Annotated in this window: 18 protein-coding genes and 1 riboswitch; of the genes, 11 read left to right on the plus strand and 7 right to left on the minus strand. The window is 56.3% G+C overall.

Translation table 11 applies throughout. The features are described 5' to 3' along the window. Positions 1-95 precede the first annotated feature (95 nt). Both J4D97_RS15070 and J4D97_RS15075 read left to right on the plus strand, forming a co-directional pair. The gene (locus J4D97_RS15070) at positions 96-653 is read left to right on the plus strand and encodes a hypothetical protein (RefSeq protein WP_208308251.1); all 558 of its coding nucleotides are present in this window, start codon (positions 96-98) and stop codon (positions 651-653) included. A 127-nt stretch (positions 654-780) separates the two neighbouring features. Beyond that, positions 781-1,560, plus strand: a complete 780-nt coding sequence (locus tag J4D97_RS15075; RefSeq protein ID WP_208308252.1) for a hypothetical protein — start codon at positions 781-783, stop codon at positions 1,558-1,560. 79 nt (positions 1,561-1,639) lie between these two features. On the opposite strand, the gene J4D97_RS15080 is transcribed toward J4D97_RS15075, so the two are convergent. Continuing rightward, the gene (locus tag J4D97_RS15080) at positions 1,640-2,287 is read right to left on the minus strand and encodes a YceI family protein (RefSeq protein WP_208308253.1); all 648 of its coding nucleotides are present in this window, start codon (positions 2,285-2,287) and stop codon (positions 1,640-1,642) included. 33 nt (positions 2,288-2,320) lie between these two features. Beyond that, positions 2,321-2,779, minus strand: coding sequence for a MarR family winged helix-turn-helix transcriptional regulator (locus J4D97_RS15085; protein WP_347879350.1), 459 nt, complete (start codon positions 2,777-2,779; stop codon positions 2,321-2,323). Between the two features lie 143 nt (positions 2,780-2,922). Between J4D97_RS15085 and J4D97_RS15090 the strand changes: the two genes are divergently transcribed. Beyond that, entirely contained in the window at positions 2,923-3,516 is a 594-nt protein-coding gene (locus tag J4D97_RS15090; protein WP_208308254.1) for a DUF6799 domain-containing protein, read from the plus strand. A 154-nt stretch (positions 3,517-3,670) separates the two neighbouring features. Here the strand turns inward: J4D97_RS15090 and J4D97_RS15095 are convergent, their stop codons facing one another. Further along, positions 3,671-4,687 (minus strand): enolase C-terminal domain-like protein, encoded by a 1,017-nt coding sequence (locus J4D97_RS15095; protein WP_208308255.1) that lies wholly within the window; start codon positions 4,685-4,687, stop codon positions 3,671-3,673. Between the two features lie 386 nt (positions 4,688-5,073). On the opposite strand from J4D97_RS15095, the gene J4D97_RS15100 reads away from it, so the two are divergent. The 5 genes from J4D97_RS15100 to J4D97_RS15120 all read left to right on the plus strand — a co-directional run bounded on the left by J4D97_RS15100 (position 5,074) and on the right by J4D97_RS15120 (position 11,771). Then, positions 5,074-6,156 carry a PA14 domain-containing protein gene (locus J4D97_RS15100; RefSeq protein ID WP_185280909.1) on the plus strand — a complete coding sequence of 361 codons (1,083 nt, stop codon included), beginning with the start codon at positions 5,074-5,076 and terminating at the stop codon, positions 6,154-6,156. A gap of 78 nt (positions 6,157-6,234) precedes the next feature. Further along, positions 6,235-7,656 carry a dicarboxylate/amino acid:cation symporter gene (locus J4D97_RS15105; protein ID WP_208308256.1) on the plus strand — a complete coding sequence of 474 codons (1,422 nt, stop codon included), beginning with the start codon at positions 6,235-6,237 and terminating at the stop codon, positions 7,654-7,656. Positions 7,657-7,943: 287 nt separating this feature from the next. Beyond that, positions 7,944-8,585: a hypothetical protein gene (locus tag J4D97_RS15110; RefSeq protein WP_208308257.1), complete on the plus strand. Its 642-nt coding sequence runs from the start codon at positions 7,944-7,946 to the stop codon at positions 8,583-8,585. A gap of 189 nt (positions 8,586-8,774) precedes the next feature. Next, on the plus strand, positions 8,775-9,344 hold the full coding sequence (locus J4D97_RS15115; protein WP_208308258.1) for a hypothetical protein: 570 nt from the start codon (positions 8,775-8,777) through the stop codon (positions 9,342-9,344). 78 nt (positions 9,345-9,422) lie between these two features. After that, a complete protein-coding gene (locus tag J4D97_RS15120) occupies positions 9,423-11,771 on the plus strand; it encodes a GAF domain-containing protein (protein WP_208308259.1) in 2,349 nt (782 codons plus the stop codon). 138 nt (positions 11,772-11,909) lie between these two features. On the opposite strand, the gene J4D97_RS15125 is transcribed toward J4D97_RS15120, so the two are convergent. Then, a complete protein-coding gene (locus J4D97_RS15125; RefSeq protein ID WP_208308260.1) occupies positions 11,910-13,145 on the minus strand; it encodes a carboxypeptidase-like regulatory domain-containing protein in 1,236 nt (411 codons plus the stop codon). 268 nt (positions 13,146-13,413) lie between these two features. Beyond that, positions 13,414-15,717, minus strand: a complete 2,304-nt coding sequence (metE, locus tag J4D97_RS15130; protein WP_208308261.1) for a 5-methyltetrahydropteroyltriglutamate--homocysteine S-methyltransferase — start codon at positions 15,715-15,717, stop codon at positions 13,414-13,416. 197 nt (positions 15,718-15,914) lie between these two features. Then, a riboswitch (cobalamin riboswitch) is annotated at positions 15,915-16,109 on the minus strand. A gap of 257 nt (positions 16,110-16,366) precedes the next feature. Between metE and J4D97_RS15135 the strand changes: the two genes are divergently transcribed. The 3 genes from J4D97_RS15135 (at position 16,367) to J4D97_RS15145 (ending at position 20,829) form a co-directional block, all read left to right on the plus strand. After that, the gene (locus J4D97_RS15135; protein ID WP_185280915.1) at positions 16,367-17,083 is read left to right on the plus strand and encodes a 3-ketoacyl-ACP reductase; all 717 of its coding nucleotides are present in this window, start codon (positions 16,367-16,369) and stop codon (positions 17,081-17,083) included. A gap of 312 nt (positions 17,084-17,395) precedes the next feature. Next, a complete protein-coding gene (locus J4D97_RS15140) occupies positions 17,396-20,500 on the plus strand; it encodes a glycoside hydrolase family 3 N-terminal domain-containing protein (protein ID WP_243900334.1) in 3,105 nt (1,034 codons plus the stop codon). Between the two features lie 101 nt (positions 20,501-20,601). After that, a complete protein-coding gene (locus J4D97_RS15145; protein ID WP_208308263.1) occupies positions 20,602-20,829 on the plus strand; it encodes a DUF2905 family protein in 228 nt (75 codons plus the stop codon). Positions 20,830-20,840: 11 nt separating this feature from the next. Here the strand turns inward: J4D97_RS15145 and J4D97_RS15150 are convergent, their stop codons facing one another. Beyond that, positions 20,841-21,293 carry an OsmC family peroxiredoxin gene (locus J4D97_RS15150; RefSeq protein WP_208308264.1) on the minus strand — a complete coding sequence of 151 codons (453 nt, stop codon included), beginning with the start codon at positions 21,291-21,293 and terminating at the stop codon, positions 20,841-20,843. Positions 21,294-21,414: 121 nt separating this feature from the next. Then, positions 21,415-22,596, minus strand: coding sequence for an acyltransferase family protein (locus J4D97_RS15155; RefSeq protein WP_208308265.1), 1,182 nt, complete (start codon positions 22,594-22,596; stop codon positions 21,415-21,417). Between the last annotated feature and the right edge of the window lie 61 nt (positions 22,597-22,657).

Raw genomic sequence — 22,657 nt, forward strand, 5'->3', positions numbered from 1 at the left:
AGCAATATAGAAAAAAGACTACGAATCCCAAGGTGCTGTTGCCCTATCTATCGTACAAAACTTTCAATTCTGCCTTTTTAGTCCGTATTTCCCTCATGCCCGTTCCGTCTGCTGAGTTTAAAAAGGCCCTAAAACGCCTTACCGATAAGGAAAAAGAAGCCCTACTGCTACGTGCGGCCCGCCGCGACGCCGAGCTATACGACACCCTCAGCTTTGAACTGCTACCCGACGTGACGGTGGAAACGGTGTATGAACAGGCCTCCGACCGGATTCATGAGCTGTTTGCGGTAGGTGCTACCGGGCGGCTGCTCAACCGCAGCCTTACCAAAGCCCTCAGCAAAGCCACTAAGGAAGTGACCCGCGCCCGCCGCATCACCAAAGACAAGCGCCTGGAGGTAGACCTGAATCTGTACATGCTGCGGCATATTTTTGCCAACTACACAGGGCAGTTTGAAAGTCCGTTTGCGGGATTCTATACCGCCACGGCCCGCCTGGCCGCCCGCACCACCACGCTGGTACAGGCCAACCTGCACGAAGATTTGTGGCTGGAATACAAGGCCGACCTCGACTCGTTTTTGCAGCAGCTACGTGCCCGCAGCAAAAGCCACAGTCTGCGGTTTGAGCTACCGCACGGGCTAGCCCTGCCAGAGTAGGCGCCGGGGCTGGCACAGGCTTTAAGCCGCCCAATACATCCCTACCCCACCTGCTACCGTACTAGCTATTGCCGGGTTTCGTTAGTAGGCAACCCAGCTTCCGTTTACCTTTTGCGCAACCCTTTTCATGCCCGTTACCCGTTCTACGCTGTTTACCTGTCTGTTATTTGGCGGTTTGGCTACCGCCTGCTCTCCCGATCAGCAAAAGAAACCGGCAGCTACCTCGGCTTCTCAGACACCGCCTATTCCCGATTCGCTCACCATCCGACAGGCTGCCCAAACGTACCGGGTACAATATGCTGCGCCCGTACCGTTGGACAGTGGCCGGTATGTGTACCAACCCATTATGGCGGTGAAAACGGGTAAGCAAGAACGGCCGCTGATTGATATTAAGGGTGATGCGCCGACTTCCTACGCCAGCACCAACTACGACTCGGCCCGCGGCCCGGTCTTCAACCTGTTGTTTCACCATTTGCCTACTGGCCGCACCCACCTACTATTAGATAATGGTGGCTACCGCATCGAGAAGGTGATTACAACTACCTACCCGTACATCTTTTACCAGATGATTACGGCCGACCGTAACGGGGACGGCGAGCTGACCAGTGCCGATGGGCGCATTCTGTTTATCTCCAACCGCGCTGGCGAGCAGCTGCATCAGCTTACACCCGACAGCACCCGCCTCGAAAGCTGGCAGCTGATTCCGAACACGAAAATGTTGCTAGCGGAGCTACGATACGATTCTGACCGCGACGGCCAGTTCGACGATACTGACAAAACGTACTGGCTCCGCTACCCCCTCAACGCCCAGCAGCCCCCTACCGACCCGGTCTTCGTGCCCGACTCGCTGGTTCAGGTAGTGAGGCAGCAGATGCTGTACCGCCAAAGCCGCTTACGCGGTAAATAGCCATCTGCATAACGCGCACAAAAAATCCCCGCTACCATCTGGTAGCGGGGATTTTTTTTATAGGCTGATTAGGTACCTACTACTTGGCAATCACGTTGAAGCTCAGCGTAAAGTCGTCGTAGATGGCTTTGTCGCCGATGCCTTCGAAGAAGGACTTCGAGCCGTATTTGATATCGTACTTGGTGCGGTCAACAGTGGCCGTGCCGCTGGCGGCAGCTACGCCGTTCTTCACGCCTACCTTGGCAGGGAAAGTGATGCTGTTGGTTTTGCCTTTGATAGTCAGGTCGCCGGTGATGTTGGCGTTGTTGGCAGTAGCAGCGGCACCTTTGATATAGGCTACTTTCGTGATTTTGAAGGTAGCAGTGGGGAACTTCGCGGTGCTGAAGAAGTCGTCCGAGTTGAGGTGACCCATGAACTTGGTGTTGCTTTCGGCATCTTTGATGTCGGTCGTCTTCACCGTGGTCATGTCCACCGTCACGGTACCGCCTACCAGCTGATTGCCGTTTACCATCAACTCACCGCCCGTAAACTGGGCCGTGCCGTTGTGGCCGTGCGTTACGGCTTTGCCTTCCCAACCCAAAGTGCTGAGTTGCGGCTGTACTTTGTAGGTCTTGGCGGCGGCTTTCTCCACACGGGTAGCGTTGGCGCTGGTACCAGGAGCAGCAACAAAAGCAGAAGTGCCGAGGAAAGTGGCGGCTACGAGAGCCGACAAAACGATTTTTTTCATGATTGAAAAAAGAGTAAATGTGACTGAAAGCCGTCAGTCCCGGAGTTTATCGAGTAAGTTGCTGAGCTGTTCGGCTTCCGCCACGCTCAAGTTTTTCAAAACCGTATTCTGTTCTTCCAACACGGGCTGCATGCTTTCCAGCAGCGCCAGGCCGGCATCGGTGATGCAGATGTCCACAGCGCGGCGGTTGCTGGGACATACCGTGCGCGTCACGAGTTGCTTGGCCTCTAGCTTGTCTACAATGCGCGAGGCGTTGCTGGTTTTGTCCAGCATGCGCTCAATCAGCAGGTTAACGGTAGCGGGCTTTGGGTGCTGCCCCCGCAAAATGCGCAGTACATTGTATTGAGGCCCGGTTACGCCGTATTCGCGAAAGGCTGAAGCCTGCCGCAATTCCAACCAGCCAGCCGTATACAATAGGTTGATCATCACCTTCTGATAAGGGTCCTTAAAAACCGGTTGCTTGATGGCATCCTCTATTTTCATTGCTGACATAATTGATGCGGCTGATTGATGACACAAATGTATGTACATACATTTAATGTTGCAACATATTTGACGGAAAAATTTACAGCTGCTTGCCTACCATCCGTTGTGCCGATGCGTAGAGGAACAATTTTCTCTCTCACCAGCAACTCATGCGTACTTTCTTCATCCTCTTGCTAACGGGCAGCTTACTAACGGCGGTATCACCTGCCAGCGCCCAGGAAAAAACGGCTGTTCGCGTCCGGCCCATAGGTGCGGTAGATTACGGTACCGGGGCGCAGTTTCTGTTTCGCAATGGAGAGGTAGTGCTCCATCAAGATAACAATTACCAGCCGCTCACAAAAAATATCCGGTTGGCCAGTGGCACGAAGATCAACTACAAAAGTGGCATCGTGGAGCTACCCAGCGGCAAACTAACGACTCTGCACGAGGGCGACTATGTGAATAGCGCGGGCAGTATTGTGTTTGCCACACCTAGCAGCGCCGCCGCGGCCCGCCACGATACTATTGGCGCCAACGCAGCCCGCTTCGAGCAGTACGTAGAGCGCGGCAAAGTAGTCCCTCTATCCGATTTGCAGGCCCAGCTAAACCGGCAAAGCCAGCAGCTGAAGCTGATGGAGCAAAAAGTACGGCTGCTCAACCAAAAAATCGACCTGCTCTCCCGGCAGTCTACCCCACCCGACACCCGCCAACTCGACCAACAGCTCCGCGAACTGGACCAGCAACTTCAACAGTTGACGAAGTAGGGAGTGGTGAAGAGAAAGCGTCTGTCCTCCTTTATCTGGCGTCCGCTTGCGAAGGACCTTTTCACGCTAGAACGACTATCGTATCAACGACTCGTTCTCTTGTGAGAAGGTCCTTCGCTCCGCTCAGGATGACAGACGTTTTCTCTTCACTACCTCATAACTCCACTATCTCCAACTCCCCATCCTGCTCACGCACCAGCCCAAACGGCTCGTCGCGCAGAATCAAAAATCCATCTAGGTCGCATACATCGGCCAGGGCACTCACTTGCAGAGCCGACCAGATGCCCAGTGAGGTTTCGACCATGCAGCCCAACATGGTTTGCAGGCCGTGGGCGCGGGTTTGCGCAAACAGGCGCAGGCCGTTATGGTAGCCGCCGGCTTTCATTAGCTTCATATTCACGCCGTGAAACTGACGGGCAATGGCCGCGAAATCGGCTGTGTCGGTTACCGATTCATCGGCGAACAAGGGATAGGGCGTGCGGGGGCGCAGGTATTCGTAGTCGGTGGTGCAGGCGGCGGGTAGGGGCTGCTCCAGCAGGCGCACGCGCAGGCCAGGTAGCTGCCCAATTTTTTCCAGAAAATGCAGCAACGCATCGGCATCCGTCCAGGATTCGTTGCCGTCGATCAGTAGCGGGTGCCCCGGCGCGGCGCGCACTACCTCACGCAACAGCTCGTAGCCGCTCTCCTGGTTCACTTTGATTTTCAGCAGCGGAAAGCGCCGCATGTCCTGCTCCTGCATAAAGCCAGCCACAGCGCCGGGATCCATAATGGGTAGGGAAAACGCGGTGGGCGTACGTGCGGCCGGCGCGGATACCCGCAGCAGTGCGGGCACGGTCAGCCCGCGCTGCGCTGCCTCCCGATGCAAGTAGGCCGACTCTAGCGCAAAGCGCAACGCGTGCGCAGGTGGGTAGGCAGCCAGCAAAGCTTCCAACTCTGCCAGGCTACCCACGCGGCTCAAACCCGCAGCCAGCAGCTGCTCAAACTCCTGCATCAGCCGTTCCGGCGATTCTCCGTAGCGCACATTGGGCGCCGCCTCGCCCCTACCCTGGTACTCCCCCTTCGCATCGGTCAGCTGGACCAGCAGGTTGGTTTTGCTGTCAGAGGCATTGCGGGCAATTTTCCAGGTATAGCGCAGGGGCAGCAGCAGCGGCGTGAGGGTCCAGATCAGCATAGAGATGAGAGAAGAAAGAAAAACGCCAGCACAGTATCTGGGGCTGCACAAAGGATAGTAGCCTTTTCAGAATGCCACATTCTATGCTTTTTAATGGCATTTACCCGTTATTTTTATTTCTTTTTCCGTGCAATGTCATAATTTTAAACCTCTGAATTGAGTGTCCGTATATGGCTACATGTGCAGTTGGAATATTACAATTATAAGATAATATAGTTGGATTCCGGGCTGTCTTTCGCTTTGCTTTTTCCTACTTAGAAGTAACACGCCTCCTGCCCTTTTTTATCTTTCCCACCCACGTTATGAGAACTAATTTTTACGCATTTTCCAATTGGCTACAGTTGGCAAGACGCACTGCTTTTTTTGCGTTGTTCTGTGCAGGAATAGTGTTGCCTACCCTCGTACTGGGCCAGAATGCACCAGCCAACGCCTGCGAGGCCGGTTTGCTGGCTACGTATTACCGTGGCTATTTCTACGACGACATATCGTTTTTCACCCGTGCAAAACCAGGGATTGTCAACCGCCACATAAGTGAGTTGAATTTCTCCTTCAATCAGACCGATATCTTTAATGTGGGTGATGTGGCTGTTTATAACTCTCCCGGTAATCCCGACGAGTTTAGCGCCACCTATACTGGCAAATTTTACGCTCTTACGGGCGGTACCTATACCTTCTACCTTGGCTCCGACGATGCTGCTTCCGTGTGGTTTGATCAGGATACGCAACCCACGGTCATCAACGCCGGCGACGCACACGGCTACCGCGAAGCAACGGCTACCAAGAAACTCAGCGCAGGCTTTCATACCCTGCGGGTGTACTACGGTGAGCACGGGGGTAGCCAAGGGCTAGTACTGCGCTACGATGGTCCTGGTTTGGTACAGCAAATAGTGCCTAATGGCGTGTTGTACACCAATAAAAATGGTAATCCTTCTCCTGTACTCACCGAATTCGAGCTAAACAGCGTAGGACAGCAGGTGCAGCTCAACTGGACTACCGCCACGGAGCACCACAGCGAATCGTTTGTGGTAGAGCGCTCTACTGATGGCGTTGCATTTGAGGAGATTGGCAGCCTAGCTGGTGCCGGTACTTCCACGCAGGCCCACACCTATGACCTAATTGATCAGCATGCTCCGCTGGGCACTACGTACTACCGGTTGCGCCAGCTTTGCGGCACGCAGGCCGTGTACTCTCCCATCAAAGCGGTGGAGGTGAAAGAAGTGCCGCTGCAGGTGAGCATGTATCCTGTGCCCAACAACGGCACGTTCTATTTGCGGGTGCAACCGGCTCTGCCGCAAACAGCTACGCTGGAATTGTGGGATGCCAGCGGCCTACGGGCCTATAGTGCACCCGTACTCATCAGCGGTCAGCCCGACATCCAGGTTTCGCCCAATGTGCCCATTGGCCTGTATACACTACGCCTCCAGATGGCCAACAAAACCATTGTACGGCGGATTGTGATTGGGTACTAGCTGAACGCTGGGGTGCCACGCGCAAAGGAGTATATTTGCTGACTTTCCGTCGTCAAGTATACTCCTTTTTTGCTGCTGATGAAGTTTTCTCCGCTGGTTCTGCTCACACTCGTTTTATTTCTACTGGCCGGGCTGCTCACGGCCGGGCAAGCCTACGGCTGGCTCACGCTGGCTCCGGTTGTGCCCCTGGTAGTGCGCTGGTTGGCTCTGGTAGCGCTAGGCGTACTGGCGGCCCGTCGTCGCTCGCTCACGTTCTGGATTGTGGTCAGCATGCTTGTGGGCGCCGAGTTTGGGCACGACTTCCCGGCCGCTGCCGTCAACATGAAGGTGCTCAGCGACGCCTTCCTGCGGTTGGTCAAAACCATTATTGCCCCGCTGGTTTTTGCCACATTGGTCGTAGGCATTGCCGGCCACGCCGACCTCAAGCAGGTAGGGCGTATGGGGGTGAAGGCGCTGGTGTACTTTGAAGTCGTCACCACTTTCGCGCTATTTATCGGGCTGGCCGCCATCAACCTCACGCGAGCTGGTGCGGGCATCAACCGCGGTGCCATTGCCGCCGATACCGAGCAGCTAGCTGCTGTCAACCAGACCACCAGCGACATCATCCTGCATATTTTCCCCGAAAACATTGCCAAGTCGGTGGCTGAAGGGCAGGTATTGCAGGTCGTAATTTTTGCTATCATTTTCGCCATTGGCTTGGCCATGGTGCACCCTAAGCACCGCCAGCCCATGCTTAGCTGGACGGAAAGCCTGTCGGAGGTGATGTTCAAGTTCACCAACGTGGTTATGTTTTTTGCGCCCTTTGGGGTAGGCGGCGCCTTGGCTTATACGGTGGGTAAAATGGGCTTTGGGCCGCTGGTGAATGCCTTTCAATTGCTGCTCACGCTCTACGGAGCCCTGATAGCCTTCCTGTTATTGGTGCTACTGCCCGTGGCACTTATTGCGCGCCTACCCGTGAAGCGCATTGTGGCCGCCATTGCCGAGCCGGTGAGTATTGCCTTTGCCACTACCTCCTCCGAGGCCGCCCTACCCCGTGCCATGGAGGCCATGGAGAGCGTAGGCGTACCGCGCCGCATTGTGGCCTTTGTGATGCCTACGGGCTACTCGTTCAACCTCGATGGCACCACACTCTACCTGTCGCTAGCCGCCATTTTTGTAGCCCAGGCCGCGGGGATTGAGCTGTCGTTTGGGCAGCAACTGGTGATGGTATTCACCTTGATGCTCACCAGCAAAGGCGTAGCCGGCGTGCCCCGCGCCTCACTCGTTATTCTGTTGGCTACGGTTTCCTCGTTCAACCTACCCTCCTGGCCGGTGTTTATCATCCTGGGCATTGATGCCTTGATGGATATGGCCCGCACTGCCGTCAATGTGATGGGCAATTGCTTGGCCTCGGCCGTGGTGGCCCGCTGGGAAGGCGAGTTCATCGACAATTACGTGGCCCCAGAACCCGTAACGGAACTGGCCGAAGCCGATAGCACACTTGCTCACTCCGGCCACTAAAAGTATTCTGCACTAGAGCTCAACGCTCCTTCGGTCAACTGGACTCCTCCACCGGCCGAAGGGGCGTTTTGCTTTGTTGTTGATAGGTAAATGAATAGGCATTACTCTTGAATTTCGGCACTATGAAGTGAAAAATGCTAATCCTACCTTACACCCAAAAAGTTACATTTTATTTTGCACTTATTTAATATTAACTTTTAAGTATTAAACAATATAACGGTTGCGTAACGTCCTGGCATATAAGGTGTGTAGAGAGTTTCTATCTTAGATCTTTCGCCCGCCTGACTATGCATTCAACCCTGGTTTCCCGCTCTTTTCATTTGATCCTGCCGCTCACGCTGCTGCTCATCGGTTGCCGCTCAGCCAGCCAGATTATGGCTAAAAGTGAGGTTGATATCATCGAAAACCGGCTGCCCGCCCTGGAGCTGGCCGTGGACCCAGGCCCGCTGATGGCGACCGAAGGCGCCTACCCCGACGACCCCGAGAAGTTGTTCGATACGGAGATGAAGCGCAATGTGCTGGAGCCGACTGACAGCACGGTATTCGGCTACGCAAAATTGCAAGTAACCAAGGCCGATGTCACGCGCAAAGGCAAGGGTTTTCAGGCCTTCCAGATGCTGACGCTGCTGACGCCCAGCCTGCTGGGCCTGCCGCTAGAAAACTACTGCACCGATATTCAGGCCGAAGTACAGATTATGGATGCCCAGGGTCACGTGCTGGGCACCTACACCGGCTCGGGAAAATCGAACGTACGGGTGGCTATGTACCACGGCTACTCCCAGAGCAAGGCGCCGCGTCTGGCCGATGTGGAAGCCCTGCGGCAGGCGCTCAGCCAGATTCGCCCGCAACTAGCCGAAGATGCCGACACGCTACGCCAGCAATTGCTGCACACAGGTCCGGTAGAAACCATCGTTGGTGCGACGTACTAAAGCCGAGTGCTATACAATCAGGAAGAAAAGTATTTCAAGTGCCACCACGACAATCGTCGTGGTGGCACTTGGCTTTGTTGGCTACCCTGTTTCGCAGCGAAGCGCAAAGCCGCCAGGTAGCAAAACAATAATCCCTACCCCCGTAACGTACATAGGCTTCCGGCACTGGCTGCTTATCTTTGTCCTGTTATGCTACGCACTTCCTTCTCCTGGCTGCTTCTTCCCCTCCTTGCTTTCGTTGTGGCCGCGTGCTGCGGTAGCGTCGCCTGCGACGACCGGGAAAGAAACGCGGATACGTTGTTTTTCAAGTTTGCGCCTTCGGTAACGCCACAGGAAATTTCCACTGTGTACATCGTCCGCACCTTTACGCCCGACCCTAACACTGTCCCTGCACCTACTTCGCTAATACCAGTACGCGATACGGCTCGCTTAATTAGCAACCCTATTAGCCCATCCACCAATGACACGCTCTCTATTGGTAATAATACTCCCTTTGTAGCCACGGCTAACCGTAAGCTCAATGCCTACACCTACGAGATTTACACGCTAAAGTCTCCTTCAATGGATACTACTAAGGCGTTGCGCTTTACTGTCAGTAACATTCTATTAGAAGGTGGATTTGATGATGAGGATGGCTGCTGCACATATTATAAAAACACGAAGAAAATTATACGGCTCAGCAATGGAAACATTCCTATAACAGGCCTTGATTTAACTTCTAAAGGTAAGGAAAGACGATACGCCATCTTGCAACCATAACCAAGGATAAGCGAACTGCGCAGTTTTTACGTATATAGTATGGCCGGGTAGCCCATGGCCTGCCCCCGGACACTCTATATGCTGAAAGAACTCGTTTCCCCCATTGAAAGCACCATTTTCCCCTTCCGTACTACGCTCAGCCTGGAGCCGCTGATTGCGTACTGGAAAAGCCGGGAAAACGACTCAAACGCTGGTCTGGCGCAGCTAGCACGCAGTATTGGTGAGCAAGTGGCTCAGGAGCCCTGGGCGCATGGCCCCATCACGGACCTCAACGCTGCGGAATGCGGCTGCGACCTGATAGAAACGCTGATGATGGCCGTATTTCCGCCAGCTTCCTTTTCTACCGATATCAGTGGGGCAATTCCGCCTTTTCAGCGCCGTAGTTTTTACTACACCCCTTTGTTTGGGGAGGTGCTGCTAAATGCTAACGATATCATCAAGCAGCCGCTCAACATTGACAGCCGCCATATGGAGGTGTATATGGCGCGCATGGCCTATCATCTCATTCTGAGCAAAATATACGATGTAGAGTTACCCAAGAATGATACGTTGGTATTTACGGTGCCCGATTACAGCATCGGCCTGTACCGGCACTACGGCGTCGATTTCAACTCTACTTTCCTGAATGTGAAAATGGTAGGCGAGCGGCCGGAGTTGACGGAGGAGCAGATTGACCTGCTGCTGCACAACATGCACCGGCAGGATTTGTGGCGGGAGCTTCTGCCGCCCGAGCGCTTTGAGTTGGAAGGCTTCAACATCTTGCACCTAGTAGACGTCACGGACCAAGAGATACTATCCGAACTGAAGTATGACTTGCTGGAGCGCGACGTGCTACAGGCGTCTGACCGGCTGGAGCAGATTCAGGAGAAGCTGCGGGTGCTGTTTAAGCGGCCCTTTTTGCAGCTAGGCATTGCCGCATACGATGAGAACAAGCAGGCTTTCGTGGATTTTGGTCGCAAAATCAACCACAGCTTCCTGACCAAGCAGCTCAACAACCAGCAGGCCAGCACGGGCTTCCGGCAAATCTACTCCCAGCTGTTGCAGGACCGCCAGCCGTTGATTCTGGAAAATGTGGAAACGGCTGATATTCCCGAAGATTTGCGCGAGCAGATTCGCAGCATCGGTATCAAAAGCGCAATCCTGGCCCTCCTACCCTACGGCGACGACACGGTGGGTTTGCTGGAATTAGGTTCTCCCAACGTGGGTGATTTGGATGAGTTCAGCCTGGAAAAGGTGAACCAGTTTGTGCCGCTGTTTGCGGTGGCTGTGAAGCGCAACGCGGAGGATATGCAAAACCGTGTGCAAGCCATTGTGAAAGAGAAATTCACGGCGCTGCACCCTACCATGGAATGGCGCTTCAACGACGCCGCCTTGAACCTGCTGGAGAAGATAGAAGCTGGCAATAAAAACGCTGAGATGGAGGATATTGTCTTCCAAGAAGTGTATCCCTTACACGGCTCCAGCGACATCCGCGGTAGCAGCACGGCCCGCAACGAAGCCGTACAGGGCGACCTGATTGAACATCTTTCGTTGGCCAACAAGGTTCTCAAAAAAGCTTCCGAGTTTCAGCAGTTGCCTATTCTGGATGAGCTGAAGTTCTACGTGGAGAAGAACTTGAAGCGGCTGCAACAGGGCATTATCTCGGGCGATGAGGTGAGCATTTTCGATTCGTTGAAGTCAGAGGTGGAGCCGTTGTTCGAGTACTTTGCGCAGAATACCATTGAGCTACGCCCTGTTATTGCCGACTACTGGAACAACATCGACCCCGTGCTGGGTATTCTATACAAGCGCCGCAAAGCCTTCGAGCGAAGCGTTACGCTGCTCAACGATACCGTGAGCGACTACCTCGACGAGGAAGAGCAGAAGGCCCAGCAAATGTTTCCACACTACTTCCAGCGCTTCAAAACCGATGGCGTAGAATACAATATTTACGTGGGCGCATCGCTGGTTGAAAACAAGCCCTTCGACTTGGTATTCTTGAAAAACCTGCGCTTGTGGCAGTTGCTGGTGATGGTGGAAATTACGCGCCGCACTGCCTCCCTCAAAGAGCACCTACCCGTTCCCCTCGATACCACGCAGCTTATTCTTATTCATAGCCAGCCGCTGGCCATTCGGTTCCGGCAGGATGAGCGCCAGTTTGACGTGGACGGCGCCTACAACATCCGCTACGAAATCATCAAGAAGCGCATTGATAAGGCCACTGTGCTGGGCACTGGCGAACGACTCACCCAACCCGGCTGCATTGCCTTGGTTTATGCCCAGCAACGCGAAGCCGACGAGTACCTGGAGTACCTCGACTACCTCCAAGACCGCGGCATGCTGGAACCCGAAATTGAGGAACTGGAGTTGGAAGAGCTACAAGGAGTGAAAGGTTTGCTGGCGCTGCGGGTGCGGGTGCGGGTGAAGCTGGAAGAACAGAATAATTAAAAAACCGCCTGTCATCCTGAGCTTGCGAAGGACCTTCTCACGCGTGAACGACTGACGTAACAACGACTCGTTCAAACGTGAAGGTCCTTCGCTGTGCTCAGGATGACAGGCGGTTTTGTAGTCCGTCCTATAGTTTTACTACTTCCGCTTAGGCTTAATGGTAGTGCCGAACGCGCCTTTTTGCTCGAAAGACTTAATTACTTCGTCCTCTACCGGCGTGCGCTGCACTACGGGGTTGTTGGCCCAAAACTCAGGGTCGTACTTGGCCTGACGGATAGTTTCGCGGTCTTTCTCGTCCAGGGTGCCGCGCTCGTAGGCAATGCCGGTGGGCTTGCGGTTGGTATCGTAAAAGAAGGTGAACGACGACACATCGAGCTTGGTGATGGGCGTGCCGGGGCGCAGCACGTCGGCGGTCAGCTTCACCTTCATGTAGTCGAGCGGCGACACGGGGTCGGGCGTATTCTGGAAGCTCAGATCAAACGTCAGCAGCGTGTTTTTCAGCTTGTACGTCGGGTTTTGCGAGGCGGAGGTGTAGTTGGGCGACGTGATGGTGAAACGCACTACCTTGTAGGTATCGGTATCAATCCAGACGGTGCCGTTGGCCTGGTAGCCTTCCACCTCAGGGCGGGTTTCAAAGGTAATTTCGGCTATGTTGGCATCACCTTTTTCCAAGATACCCTGTAGCTCTACGTAGTAGTTTTTCACCGCATTCGGGCTCAGCAAGGCCAGCGACACGGTGCTGTCGGCGTTGGGGTTATAGAGGCCGTAGCCTTTGGTGTTGAAGGAAAAGTTGGTGAAGTTGAGTAGGGCTTGCTTGGCGGCAAAGCGTCCCTGGGTCGTGGTGGTTCCTTCAATACGAGCGTTGTTGGACTTCACGTTCCAGATCATTTCCTGCAACTCGGTGGGCTCTGCGCCAATGCGCGTCACCTGCCGGTAGTAGGCCTTGCCGTAGAATTTCTTATCGTAGTTGTCGGCCATGTGGCGGTAGGCGCGGTCTACCAGCTGAAAAGCGTAGCTGCCTACCTTCACTTCGGGCAGGGTAATAGTGGCCGAGCCCAAAAGCACCTCAAAAGGCTTTTGCGTACTGGTAACAACCAGTGTATCACGCAAGTGACCAATCTCGGAGAAGACAACGCGCTGCGGCAATGAGGGTAGGTTCAGGAAAAACTGACCATCGGCGTTGCTAGCCGTTCCCAACGATGTGCCCGGAATACCGATACTCACGAAGGGAATCGGTTCCTTGGTTTCTTTATCGAGGACAGAGCCGCGCAATTGGTATTGCGCCTGCGCGCTGCTACCCAGCACTAGCAGGAAAAAGCCTAACAGCGCCGACAGGCGCGCAACGGCAGCAGAAAAGTTTTTTGAACTAGCCAAAATAGAAAGGATTGGATGAACGGCGGCTTGCTACAACGCCAATACAGCGCGCAACCGTACGCCGCCCCGCAAAATACGGGCCGCACCCTTGGGGAAGAGGTGAAATGGTGAGATAGTGAAATGGTGAGTTTGTCTGTCATCCTGAGCGCAATGGAGCGAAAGTGAAGGAACTTGTCACGCTGATTATCAACGACTCGTTCTGCGGGCATAAGGTCCTTCGCTGCGCTCAGGATGACAGACAAACTCACCATTTCACCATCTCACCATTTCACCTCTTCCCAGCGCGCACCTGGCGGGCAGCTTGCACCATGTTGCGCAGGGCAGCTTCCGTTTCGGGCCATTTGCGGGTTTTGAGGCCGCAGTCGGGATTCACCCACAGATTTTCGGCGGGTAGGAGCGCCTGGGCTTTTTCCAGTAGGCCTACCATTTCCTCCGTGCTAGGCACGCGGGGCGAGTGGATATCATAGACGCCCGGCCCAATTTGGTTGGGGTACTGAAAATCGGCGAAGGCAGCCAGGAGCTCCATCTGCGAGCGGGAGGTTTCCATGGTAATCACATCGGCGTCCAGCTCGGCAATGGCGGGTAGGATTTCGTTGAACTCCGAGTAGCACATGTGCGTGTGAATCTGGGTTTCGTCGCGCACGCCGGACGCGGCCACCCGGAACGCCCGCACGGCCCAGGCCAGGTAGGCGGGCCAGTCGGAATGACGGAGTGGCAAGCCCTCCCGAATGGCCGGCTCATCAATCTGAATCAGCTGAATGCCGGCCTTTTCCAGTGCCTGTACTTCTTCGCGGATAGCCAGCGCAATCTGCAACGCGGTGGTGGCCCGCGGCTGGTCGTCGCGCACAAACGACCATTGCAGAATGGTCACGGGGCCGGTCAGCATGCCTTTCACGTACCGCCGGGTTAGGGCCTGGGCGAAGGTGCTCCAGGCCACGGTCATGTCGGCGGGGCGGTGGATGTCGCCGTACAAAATGGGCGGCTTCACGCAGCGCGAGCCGTAGCTCTGCACCCAGCCGTTTTTGGTGAATGCAAAGCCGTCGAGCAGCTCGCCGAAGTACTCTACCATGTCGTTGCGCTCAAACTCGCCGTGTACCAGCACGTCTAGCCCTACCTCCTCCTGCCACCGAATCACGTCGACAGTGGCATTTTGCAGAGCTTCGTTGTACTGCTCGGCAGTCAACTCCCCTTTCTTGAAGCGGGCGCGCAGTTGCCGTATATCCTCCGTCTGCGGAAACGAGCCGATGGTAGTTGTTGGGAAGAGCGGCAACCGCAACTGCGCTTGTTGAAGGGCCTGCCGCACCGCAAACGAGCTCCGGCGGCGGGCATCGGCCTCCGTCACGGCAGCGGTGCGTTCCTTGATGTGCGGGCGGTGAATGCGGTCCGATTTGCGGCGGCTTTCCAGCGCCTGCTGGTTCTGGTGCAATAGGTTCTGATCGCCGTGGTCGGCAATCTGGCGCAACTCCCCTACCTCGCGCAGCTTCTGTTTGGCAAAGGCCAGCCAGTTTTTGATTTCCGGCGTCAGAGTGGCGTCGTTGGTTTCCAGGTCCAGGTCGCAGGGGCTGTGCAGCAACGAGCAGCTAGGCGCCAGCAGCACCCGCTCGGTGCCCAGCGCCGCTACGGCTTTTTCAATCAGCACCAACGACGCCTGATAGTCGTTTTTCCAGATGTTGCGGCCGTCTACCACACCCAGCGACAGGCTCAGCCACTGCGGTACCAGTGGCAGCACGGCCGCTAGTTGTTCCGGCGCCCGCACCAAGTCCACGTGCAGGGCGCTGATGGGTAGGCTCACGGCCAGCGCGGCGTTGTCGCGCAACCCTTCGAAATAAGTCGCTACGAGCAGCTTAAGGCCAGGGCAGCTTCGCGCCAGTTTGGCATAGGCAAACAGATAAGCCTCTTTTTCGGCCGCTGTCAGGTCGAGAGCCAGGTAAGGCTCGTCGAGCTGCACCCAGGTGGCGCCGTACTGGTGCAGCCGGGTCAGCACCTCCACGTACACGGGCAGCAACTGCTTCAGCAGCTCGATGCGGTGGAAGCCTTCTCCCTTTTCCTTGCCCAGCAGCAGGTAGGAAACCGGCCCCAGCAGCACCGGCTTGGGCGTGGTATTGAGCGTGTTGCGGGCGTGAATAAACTGCTCGAAAATGTGCTCGGAGAACAGCCGAAACTCCTGGTCGGCTGTGAACTCGGGCACGAGGTAGTGGTAGTTGGTGTCGAACCACTTTGTCATCTCCATCGCCGTGACATCGAGGCCGTTGCGCTGGTAGCCGCGGGCCATAGCAAAGTACAGATCCAGCGCCGTGTTCTGCGGATTTTCGCTGAGCACGGGCGTGTAGCGCCGCGGAATGGCCCCTACCATCAGGCTAGTGTCCAGCACCTGGTCGTAGTAGCTGAAGTCGTTGCAGGGAATCAGGTCGAGGCCGGCTTCTTGCTGCAACTGCCAGTTGTGCTGGGCAATGCGGCGGGCAGTGGCCTGCAATTCGGCTAGCGTCAGTTGGCCCGACCAGTATTTCTCACTGGCTTTTTTTAGTTCGCGCTGGCTACCAATGCGCGGGTAGCCGAGGTTGTGCGTAAGCATAGTGCTTGGGTTGAAGGGAACAATAAATTGATTATTGTTCTCGCAACGAGTACGTTACGTGCCCAACACAGCGTATGGCCTACCCTGCACCCTACCATCCGGCGCGCATACGCACGCGCCAGCCTCCACCCCGCGGAGGCCCTGAAAAGACAGCAGTATGCAATTGACCAGACTACTGCTTCAGAGCGCGGAAGCATACGTCAAGGCGTAGAAAGGCAAGTCTCCTGGCTTGTACCATTACGATCATCCTTCTCATTCTGCCTGGCAGAACAATGGACGTGCTACGGATCGTAACTTGCTTGGGTACTTACAGTTGCGCGACAGCCCGTGATTCACACACGGTTCCTTATTAATTCCGGTATTACCCGAAAACCCCTCTACGGCAATTGATATTGCAAAGAACTAGGGGCAATGATACGCGAAATTTCCGGCGCAACAACTCGGCGGCTGGCTGGTTAAGGCTACTCATCACCGTTCAAAGTTCGTACGGTGTAGAGACGCATACTTGCGTCTCGTCGTTGAGCGACACCTGTTCATCATTAAATAACAGCCAATACAAACAACATCAGCAACGACGAGACGCAAGTATGCGTCTCTACACCGCGCAGAGGCTACCACTCAACTCTTTTTATTTATCCCCCCTACTCACATGGAAAACCTCACCGGAAAAATTGCCCTCGTAACGGGCGCTGGCAAAGGCATTGGCCGCGCCGTAGCCGTGGCTCTGGCGCAAGAAGGTGTACACGTGGGCCTGCTGGCCCGCTCTGAAAACGACCTGCGCGAAGTAGCCGCCGAACTAGAAAAACTGGGCGTGAAAACGGCCGTTGTCACGGCAGATGTGGCCGATCGTGCCGCCGTAGAAGCTGCCGCGGCACAGGTGCAACAGCAGCTTGGCACCATTGATATTCTCATCAACAACGCCGGTACGGCCGCGTTCGGCAAGTTTCTGGAGCAGGAGCCGGAAGCCTGGGAAAACATTATCCGGGTGAACCTCATGGGCGTGTACTATGCCACCCGCGCCGTACTACCCGGCATGATTGAGCGCCAGACCGGCGACATCATCAACATTTCGTCTACGGCTGGGCAGCGCGGGGCGGCGGCTACCAGCGCCTACTCGGCTTCCAAGTTTGCCGTGCTCGGCCTCACCGAGTCGCTAATGCAGGAGGTGCGCAAGCACAACATTCGCGTGTCGGCCCTCACGCCCAGCACCGTGGCTACCCCGCTTGCGCAGGAGCTGAAGCTTACGGATGGCAACCCGGAGAAAGTGATGCAGCCGGAAGATTTGGCCGAGTTCATCATTGCCCAACTGAAGCTGAACCGCCGGGTGTTTGTGAAGGAAGCCGGTTTGTGGAGCACCAATCCGTAGCTCTCAGGTAGGCTCTGACAAGAACGTCCTTTCGACCAGCGGGAGAAATCGCGCGTGCCGCTAATAGATAGTAAATGTCATGCTGAGCTTGTCGAAGCATCTCTACCACAACGGTAATCTCAATTGTCAGGAATTACTCACGGTAGAGATGCTTCGACTCCGCTCAGCATGACGTTCTTATTATCAGCATGCGCGATTTCTCCCGCTGGTCGAAAGGACGGTCTGCGTTTACAAAAGGGCATTCTGTGCAACTATTTCCTTCTCTATTCCTCTATTTTCGCAACTTACGTGTCTCAACCGTTGCGAAATACCTTGCCTACCTCTCGTTTTCCACTGCTCCTGTTGCTGCTGCTGACGCTGCTGCACACCCCGGACGTCTCTGCTCAGCGGCGGCGCAAGCAAGCCAAAACTCCTCCCACAGCCGCTTCGCTGCATGCGCCGGTGCCGTTTGCGCCCCAGCTTAGTTCGCGTTGGGTTGATTCGGTGATGGCGACGCTGACGCCTGACCAACGCGTGGCGCAGCTGTTTATGGTGGCTGCCTACTCCAACCGCAACCGCGTGTTCGAAGACTCGGTGTCGGCGCTCATTCAGCAGTATGGGATTGGGGGGCTTATCTTCTTTCAGGGCGGCCCGGTGCGGCAGGCTAAGCTGCTAAACCGCTACCAAAGCCAGAGCAAAGTACCGCTGCTGGTGGCGCTGGATGGCGAGTGGGGCCTGGGCATGCGCCTGGATAGCACCATCCGGTTTCCCTACCAGATGAGCATGGGCGGCATTCGCGACAACCAGCTCCTCTACGACATGGGCCAGGAAATTGCCCGCGAGTTCAAGCGCATTGGCATGCACGTGAACTTTGCGCCGGTGGTAGACGTGAACAACAACGCCGCCAACCCCGTGATTGGCTACCGCTCGTGGGGCGAAAACCGCGAGGACGTCACCGAGAAAAGCTACCAGTACATGCGCGGTATGCAGGACGCCGGTGTGCTAGCTGTGGCCAAGCACTTCCCCGGCCACGGCGACACCGACACCGACTCGCACCTAGCCCTACCCCTCATTCGGGTAGACCAGCGCCGCATTGATACGCTGGAGCTATTTCCTTTCAAGAGCCTCATTAAGCGCGGCTTGGGTGGCATGATGGTGGCCCACCTCAACATTCCGGCCCTCGATAGCACCGGCCTACCCTCCACCCTCAGCAAGCCTATTGTGACGGGTTTGCTTCAGGAGAAGCTGGGTTTCGATGGTATGATCTTCACCGACGCCATGAACATGAAGGGCGTTATCAGCAAGTACCCGCCCGGCGAGGCCGACGTGCGCGCCTTGCTGGCTGGTAACGACATTCTGGAGTTCTCGAAGAACATTCCGCTGGCCCTGCGCATGGTGCGCGAGGCCATCAACCGTGGCGAGCTGACGCAGCAGGAAATAGACCGACGCTGCCGCAAGGTACTGGCCCTCAAGCAGTGGTCCGGCCTCGACCACTACCGCCCTGTGGAGCTGAAAAATCTGTACGAAGACCTAAACACGCCCCACGCCGAGTACCTCACGCGCCGCCTCTCGGAGCTAAGCGTAACGGTGCTGCGCAATCAGCAGCAAGCCCTACCCCTGCAACGCCTCGACACGTTGCGGATAGCGACCCTCACCATCGGCACCACCGACACCACCTACTTTCAGAAGAGAGTGGCCGACTATGCTACCACCAAGCACTTCTGGCTGCCCGCCACTGCCAGCCTCGACGAGCTGTTGCGCATGCGTGAGACGCTGAAGCCTTACAACACCATTCTAGTGGGTGTGAACAACCTGGGCCGCCTACCTGCCACCAACTTTGGTGTGACGCCCGAAACCAATGTGCTACTGCGCGACCTGACCACTGGGAAACAGCGGGTAGTGGTCAGCGTGTTTGGCAATGCGTATGCGGTAGACAAGCTGCGCGATTTGAACCGCGCCACTGCCGTGGTCCTGGCCTACCAGGAAAGCCAGAATGCGCAGGAGGTAGCCGCCGAAATTATCTTCGGGGGCGTGGGCGCCACCGGGCACCTACCCGTCACCATCAACCACCAGTTCCCGTACGGTGCCGGCCTCACCACGCAGGGCGGACAGCGTTTGGCCTACTCCTACCCCGAGGCCGTGGGCATGAGCAACAACCTCGAAACCCGCATCGACTCGCTGATTACCAATGCTATTGCTGCGCAGGCATTTCCTGGCGCAGAGGTGGTTATTGCCCGGCGCGGCACGGTGGTGTTGCGCAAAAGCTATGGCACGCACACCTACCCTACGGCTGGCCAAAAGGCGCGTCCCGTCACCAACACCGACTTGTACGACATGGCTTCCGTCACGAAAATCACGGCGGCCCTACCCGCTTTGATGAAGCTACAGGACGAGGGCAAGTTTTCGCCGGAGATGACCCTGGGCCAGGTTTTCCCGGAATTCAAAGGCACCAATAAAGAGAATATCAAGCTGCGCGACGTACTCGCGCACCAAGCCCGCCTGAAGGCCTGGATTCCGTTTTGGAAAGAGTATACCGCGCCGCAAGGCTTCTTCAACCAACTGTTCAACAAGCGCCCCGACGCCGTTACGGTATCAGACAAGAAGCCGAGCGAGATGAGCCGGCGCTACTTCCGGGCCGATTCGTCGGCGCGGTTCCCGATTCAGGCGGCCCCGCACGTGTGGGTGCGCAAGGATATGCCCGACCGCATTCATAAGGAAATTGGTACTTCGCCGCTGAACGCGAAGCCAGGCTACGTCTACTCCGACCTGTCGTTTATCATGTACCCCGAGTTTGTGAAGCGCGTGTCGGGCAAGCCGCTGGACCAGTTTTTGACCCAGGAAATCTACCGGCCGTTGGGCGCTACCACGCTTACCTTCAACCCCACGCGCCGCTTCCCGCTCAGCCGCATTGCGCCCACAGAATACGACTCGCTGTATAGGCACCAACTGCTACACGGCGTCGTGCACGACGAAGGCGCTTCCCTACTTGGCGGCCTTTCGGGCCACGCTGGGCTGTTCGGCAACGCCAACGACCTGGCTAAAGTGGTGCAGATGTACGCCTGGAATGGCCGCTACGGTGGTCAGCAGGTGTTGAAAAAGGAAACGCTACAAGAGTATACCCGCTGCCAGTTCTGCCCCGACAATCGCCGCGCCCTGGGCTTCGACCGCCCCACGGCCGACCCGACCATCAACTCTGCCAAAAGTGCCTCCCAACAGAGCTACGGTCACACCGGCTACACGGGCACCTACTTCTGGGTGGAGCCCACCGAAGATCTGGTGTGCATTCTATTGACCAACCGCGTGTATCCTACCCGCAACAACAACAAGCTAGGGGAGCTGAGTGTACGCAGCAAGTTCCTGCAAATTGCCATTGAGGCGGCGCAAGCAGGCAAAACGGCGCGCCTACCCATCGAGTCAACGGTGCCGAAAGAAGAATAGCATCGTGCGCTTTCATTTGTAATGCCCGTCGGTGCAGCGGTTTTGCTGCTTCGACGGGCATTGTGTTTATATTGAGCAGACCATCTTTCATTACTGCTTATATGAGTCCGCAGCTTGGTAAAATGCTGGTTTTTCTCGGCCTAGGGCTGGCTTTGTTGGGCGCTTTTATCTGGTGGGGCGGCGGTAGCCTGCTTGGTTGGTTTGGCCGCCTGCCCGGCGACCTTCGCGTGGAGCGGCCCGGCTTTCGGTTGTATGTGCCGTTTGTTTCTATGCTGGTTGTCAGCCTGCTACTCAGCTTGGTGCTGTGGGTTGTCCGGCGCCTGAGCTAGCGGGCTTTTCCCTACCTCGGCAGTCCGGCTTCCGTTATGTCCGCTTCGTCTATCAGCTTGGCTTCGCTGGAAAGGTTGAGGTTGAGCATCTTGGAGATAAGGCAGTTTTGCCGTGCGCTCTCCACTACTTCCTCGAACTGACTGGGCGTGATGCCCGGCACCGACGCATATACCCGCAAGTGCGAACTCACAATTTCTCCCTCCTCGCTGCTCAGCTCGCAGGTGGTGTTAAGGGCAGTAGCCGTGAGGCCCAATGCTTGCAGATCGAAGGCCAGCTTCATGGAGAAACAGCCCGCGTGCGCGGCGGCTATTAGCTCCTCGGGGTTGGTCCCTACCCCATCGGCAAACCGAGTCAGGTAGGAGTAGCGGGTCTGATGCAAGACGGTGCTTGGGGTGGTCAGGTGCCCCTCGCCTTTGGTCCCGGTGCCCGACCAGTGGGCTATAGCAGAACGGGTGGTTATCATAGTGGTAAGTAAAAGTTAAAGACTATACCTCTGAAAGTCAGTGTAATGTCTAAATAAGCATACCATCCTACACTAGCAGGAGCCTGGCATACAGCAATGCATCCGAATAGCAGCGAGCTGGTTATACTTTAATGATAATCTGACGCTTATACATCAACCATAGTACGCCGTACCAGATGAGCACGCATGCAATGGCCGCGGCCAGAGAAGCATTAAAGGGGCTGAGGTAGGGCACGAAGAAGTGCTGATACAGCCACTGGTGCGCCGAGGTGGTGCCGCCTGCTCCATCGGGCACTTGCCACATACCCAGCCACCGCGCTACCACCCCCGACAGGAAAAACACGGTAATGGCATTGACGCCGTACACCACCGCAAAGCGCGACCACCACCCCCGGTAGCCCTGCACATCGCAGAGCCAGTATAGAGCCGCCAGGGTAGCGCCGCCCAGCCCGCCCACGTAGAGCACAAAGGAGCTGGTCCACAGGCTTTTGTTGATGGGAAACCATCCGTTCCAGATGAGGCCCAGCACTATGGCGGCGGCGCTTATCACAAACAGCCAGGCGATGCGCTCGGCTACAGGCACTGCTTTGCGGCGCAACCACTGCCCGGCCAGCAGCCCCAGCAGCCCGGTACCCACGGCGGGTAGGGTACCCAGCAGGCCCTCGGGGTCCCAGGTTTTGCTCTGGCTCCAAAGATGCGCCTCGCCCAGCACCGTGCGGTCGAGCCAGGCGCCGAGGTTGGTCTCCGGCGCTAGGTTGGCGGCTCCTACGCCCGGCACCGGCACCAGCTGCATCAGGATGTTATAACCAACCAAAGCTGCTACCAGCAGCCCTACCTGGATGCGCCAATTGGTTTTTATGAACACTACTCCGCATACCAGAAACACCAGCGCAATGCGCTGCAACACGCCCAGCACACGCACATGGGCAAAATCGAAGCGGGGCTCCAGGGCCATGAGCAGGCCCAGCCCGAACAGGATGGCCGCTCGCTTCAGCACGCGCAGGAGCAGCTGCGGGTGGCGGCTGGCATCTTGCCGGGCGGTGCCGAGCGCGTAGGCAATGCTCACGCCCACAATGAACAGAAAAAACGGGAAGATCAGGTCAGTGGGGGTGCAGCCGTTCCAGTGCGCGTGCTCTAGCGGGGCGTAGATGTGGCCCCAGTCGCCGGGGTTGTTGACGAGCAGCATGGCGGCCACCGTGAAGCCCCGGAACACATCCAAGGAAAGCAGGCGGCCGGGCTGCGAGGCTTCGGCGAGGGGTAGGGCGCCGGTGGTAGCGGTGGCAGCCTGGGTAGTGGTTTGCATAGGTAGGGGCGTTTTGCTAAATGTAGATATTTCAGCAAGACCTACCAGCAAGCATCCCGGC

Origin of the sequence: Hymenobacter defluvii, from assembly GCF_017589435.1 — a bacterium.
Classification (GTDB): Bacteria; Bacteroidota; Bacteroidia; order Cytophagales; family Hymenobacteraceae; genus Hymenobacter; species Hymenobacter profundi.

Coding starts and splice junctions, on each gene's coding strand:
- J4D97_RS15075 (WP_208308252.1), top strand. CDS start 781: ATGCCCGTTACCCGTTCTACGCTGTTTACCTGTCTGTTATTTGGCGGT.
- J4D97_RS15070 (WP_208308251.1), top strand. CDS start 96: ATGCCCGTTCCGTCTGCTGAGTTTAAAAAGGCCCTAAAACGCCTTACC.
- J4D97_RS15110 (WP_208308257.1), top strand. CDS start 7,944: ATGCATTCAACCCTGGTTTCCCGCTCTTTTCATTTGATCCTGCCGCTC.
- J4D97_RS15135 (WP_185280915.1), top strand. CDS start 16,367: ATGGAAAACCTCACCGGAAAAATTGCCCTCGTAACGGGCGCTGGCAAA.
- J4D97_RS15120 (WP_208308259.1), top strand. CDS start 9,423: ATGCTGAAAGAACTCGTTTCCCCCATTGAAAGCACCATTTTCCCCTTC.
- J4D97_RS15155 (WP_208308265.1), bottom strand. CDS start 22,596: ATGCAAACCACTACCCAGGCTGCCACCGCTACCACCGGCGCCCTACCC.
- J4D97_RS15150 (WP_208308264.1), bottom strand. CDS start 21,293: ATGATAACCACCCGTTCTGCTATAGCCCACTGGTCGGGCACCGGGACC.
- J4D97_RS15115 (WP_208308258.1), top strand. CDS start 8,775: ATGCTACGCACTTCCTTCTCCTGGCTGCTTCTTCCCCTCCTTGCTTTC.
- J4D97_RS15095 (WP_208308255.1), bottom strand. CDS start 4,687: ATGCTGATCTGGACCCTCACGCCGCTGCTGCTGCCCCTGCGCTATACC.
- J4D97_RS15085 (WP_347879350.1), bottom strand. CDS start 2,779: ATGTCAGCAATGAAAATAGAGGATGCCATCAAGCAACCGGTTTTTAAG.
- J4D97_RS15105 (WP_208308256.1), top strand. CDS start 6,235: ATGAAGTTTTCTCCGCTGGTTCTGCTCACACTCGTTTTATTTCTACTG.
- metE (WP_208308261.1), bottom strand. CDS start 15,717: ATGCTTACGCACAACCTCGGCTACCCGCGCATTGGTAGCCAGCGCGAA.
- J4D97_RS15090 (WP_208308254.1), top strand. CDS start 2,923: ATGCGTACTTTCTTCATCCTCTTGCTAACGGGCAGCTTACTAACGGCG.
- J4D97_RS15080 (WP_208308253.1), bottom strand. CDS start 2,287: ATGAAAAAAATCGTTTTGTCGGCTCTCGTAGCCGCCACTTTCCTCGGC.
- J4D97_RS15145 (WP_208308263.1), top strand. CDS start 20,602: ATGAGTCCGCAGCTTGGTAAAATGCTGGTTTTTCTCGGCCTAGGGCTG.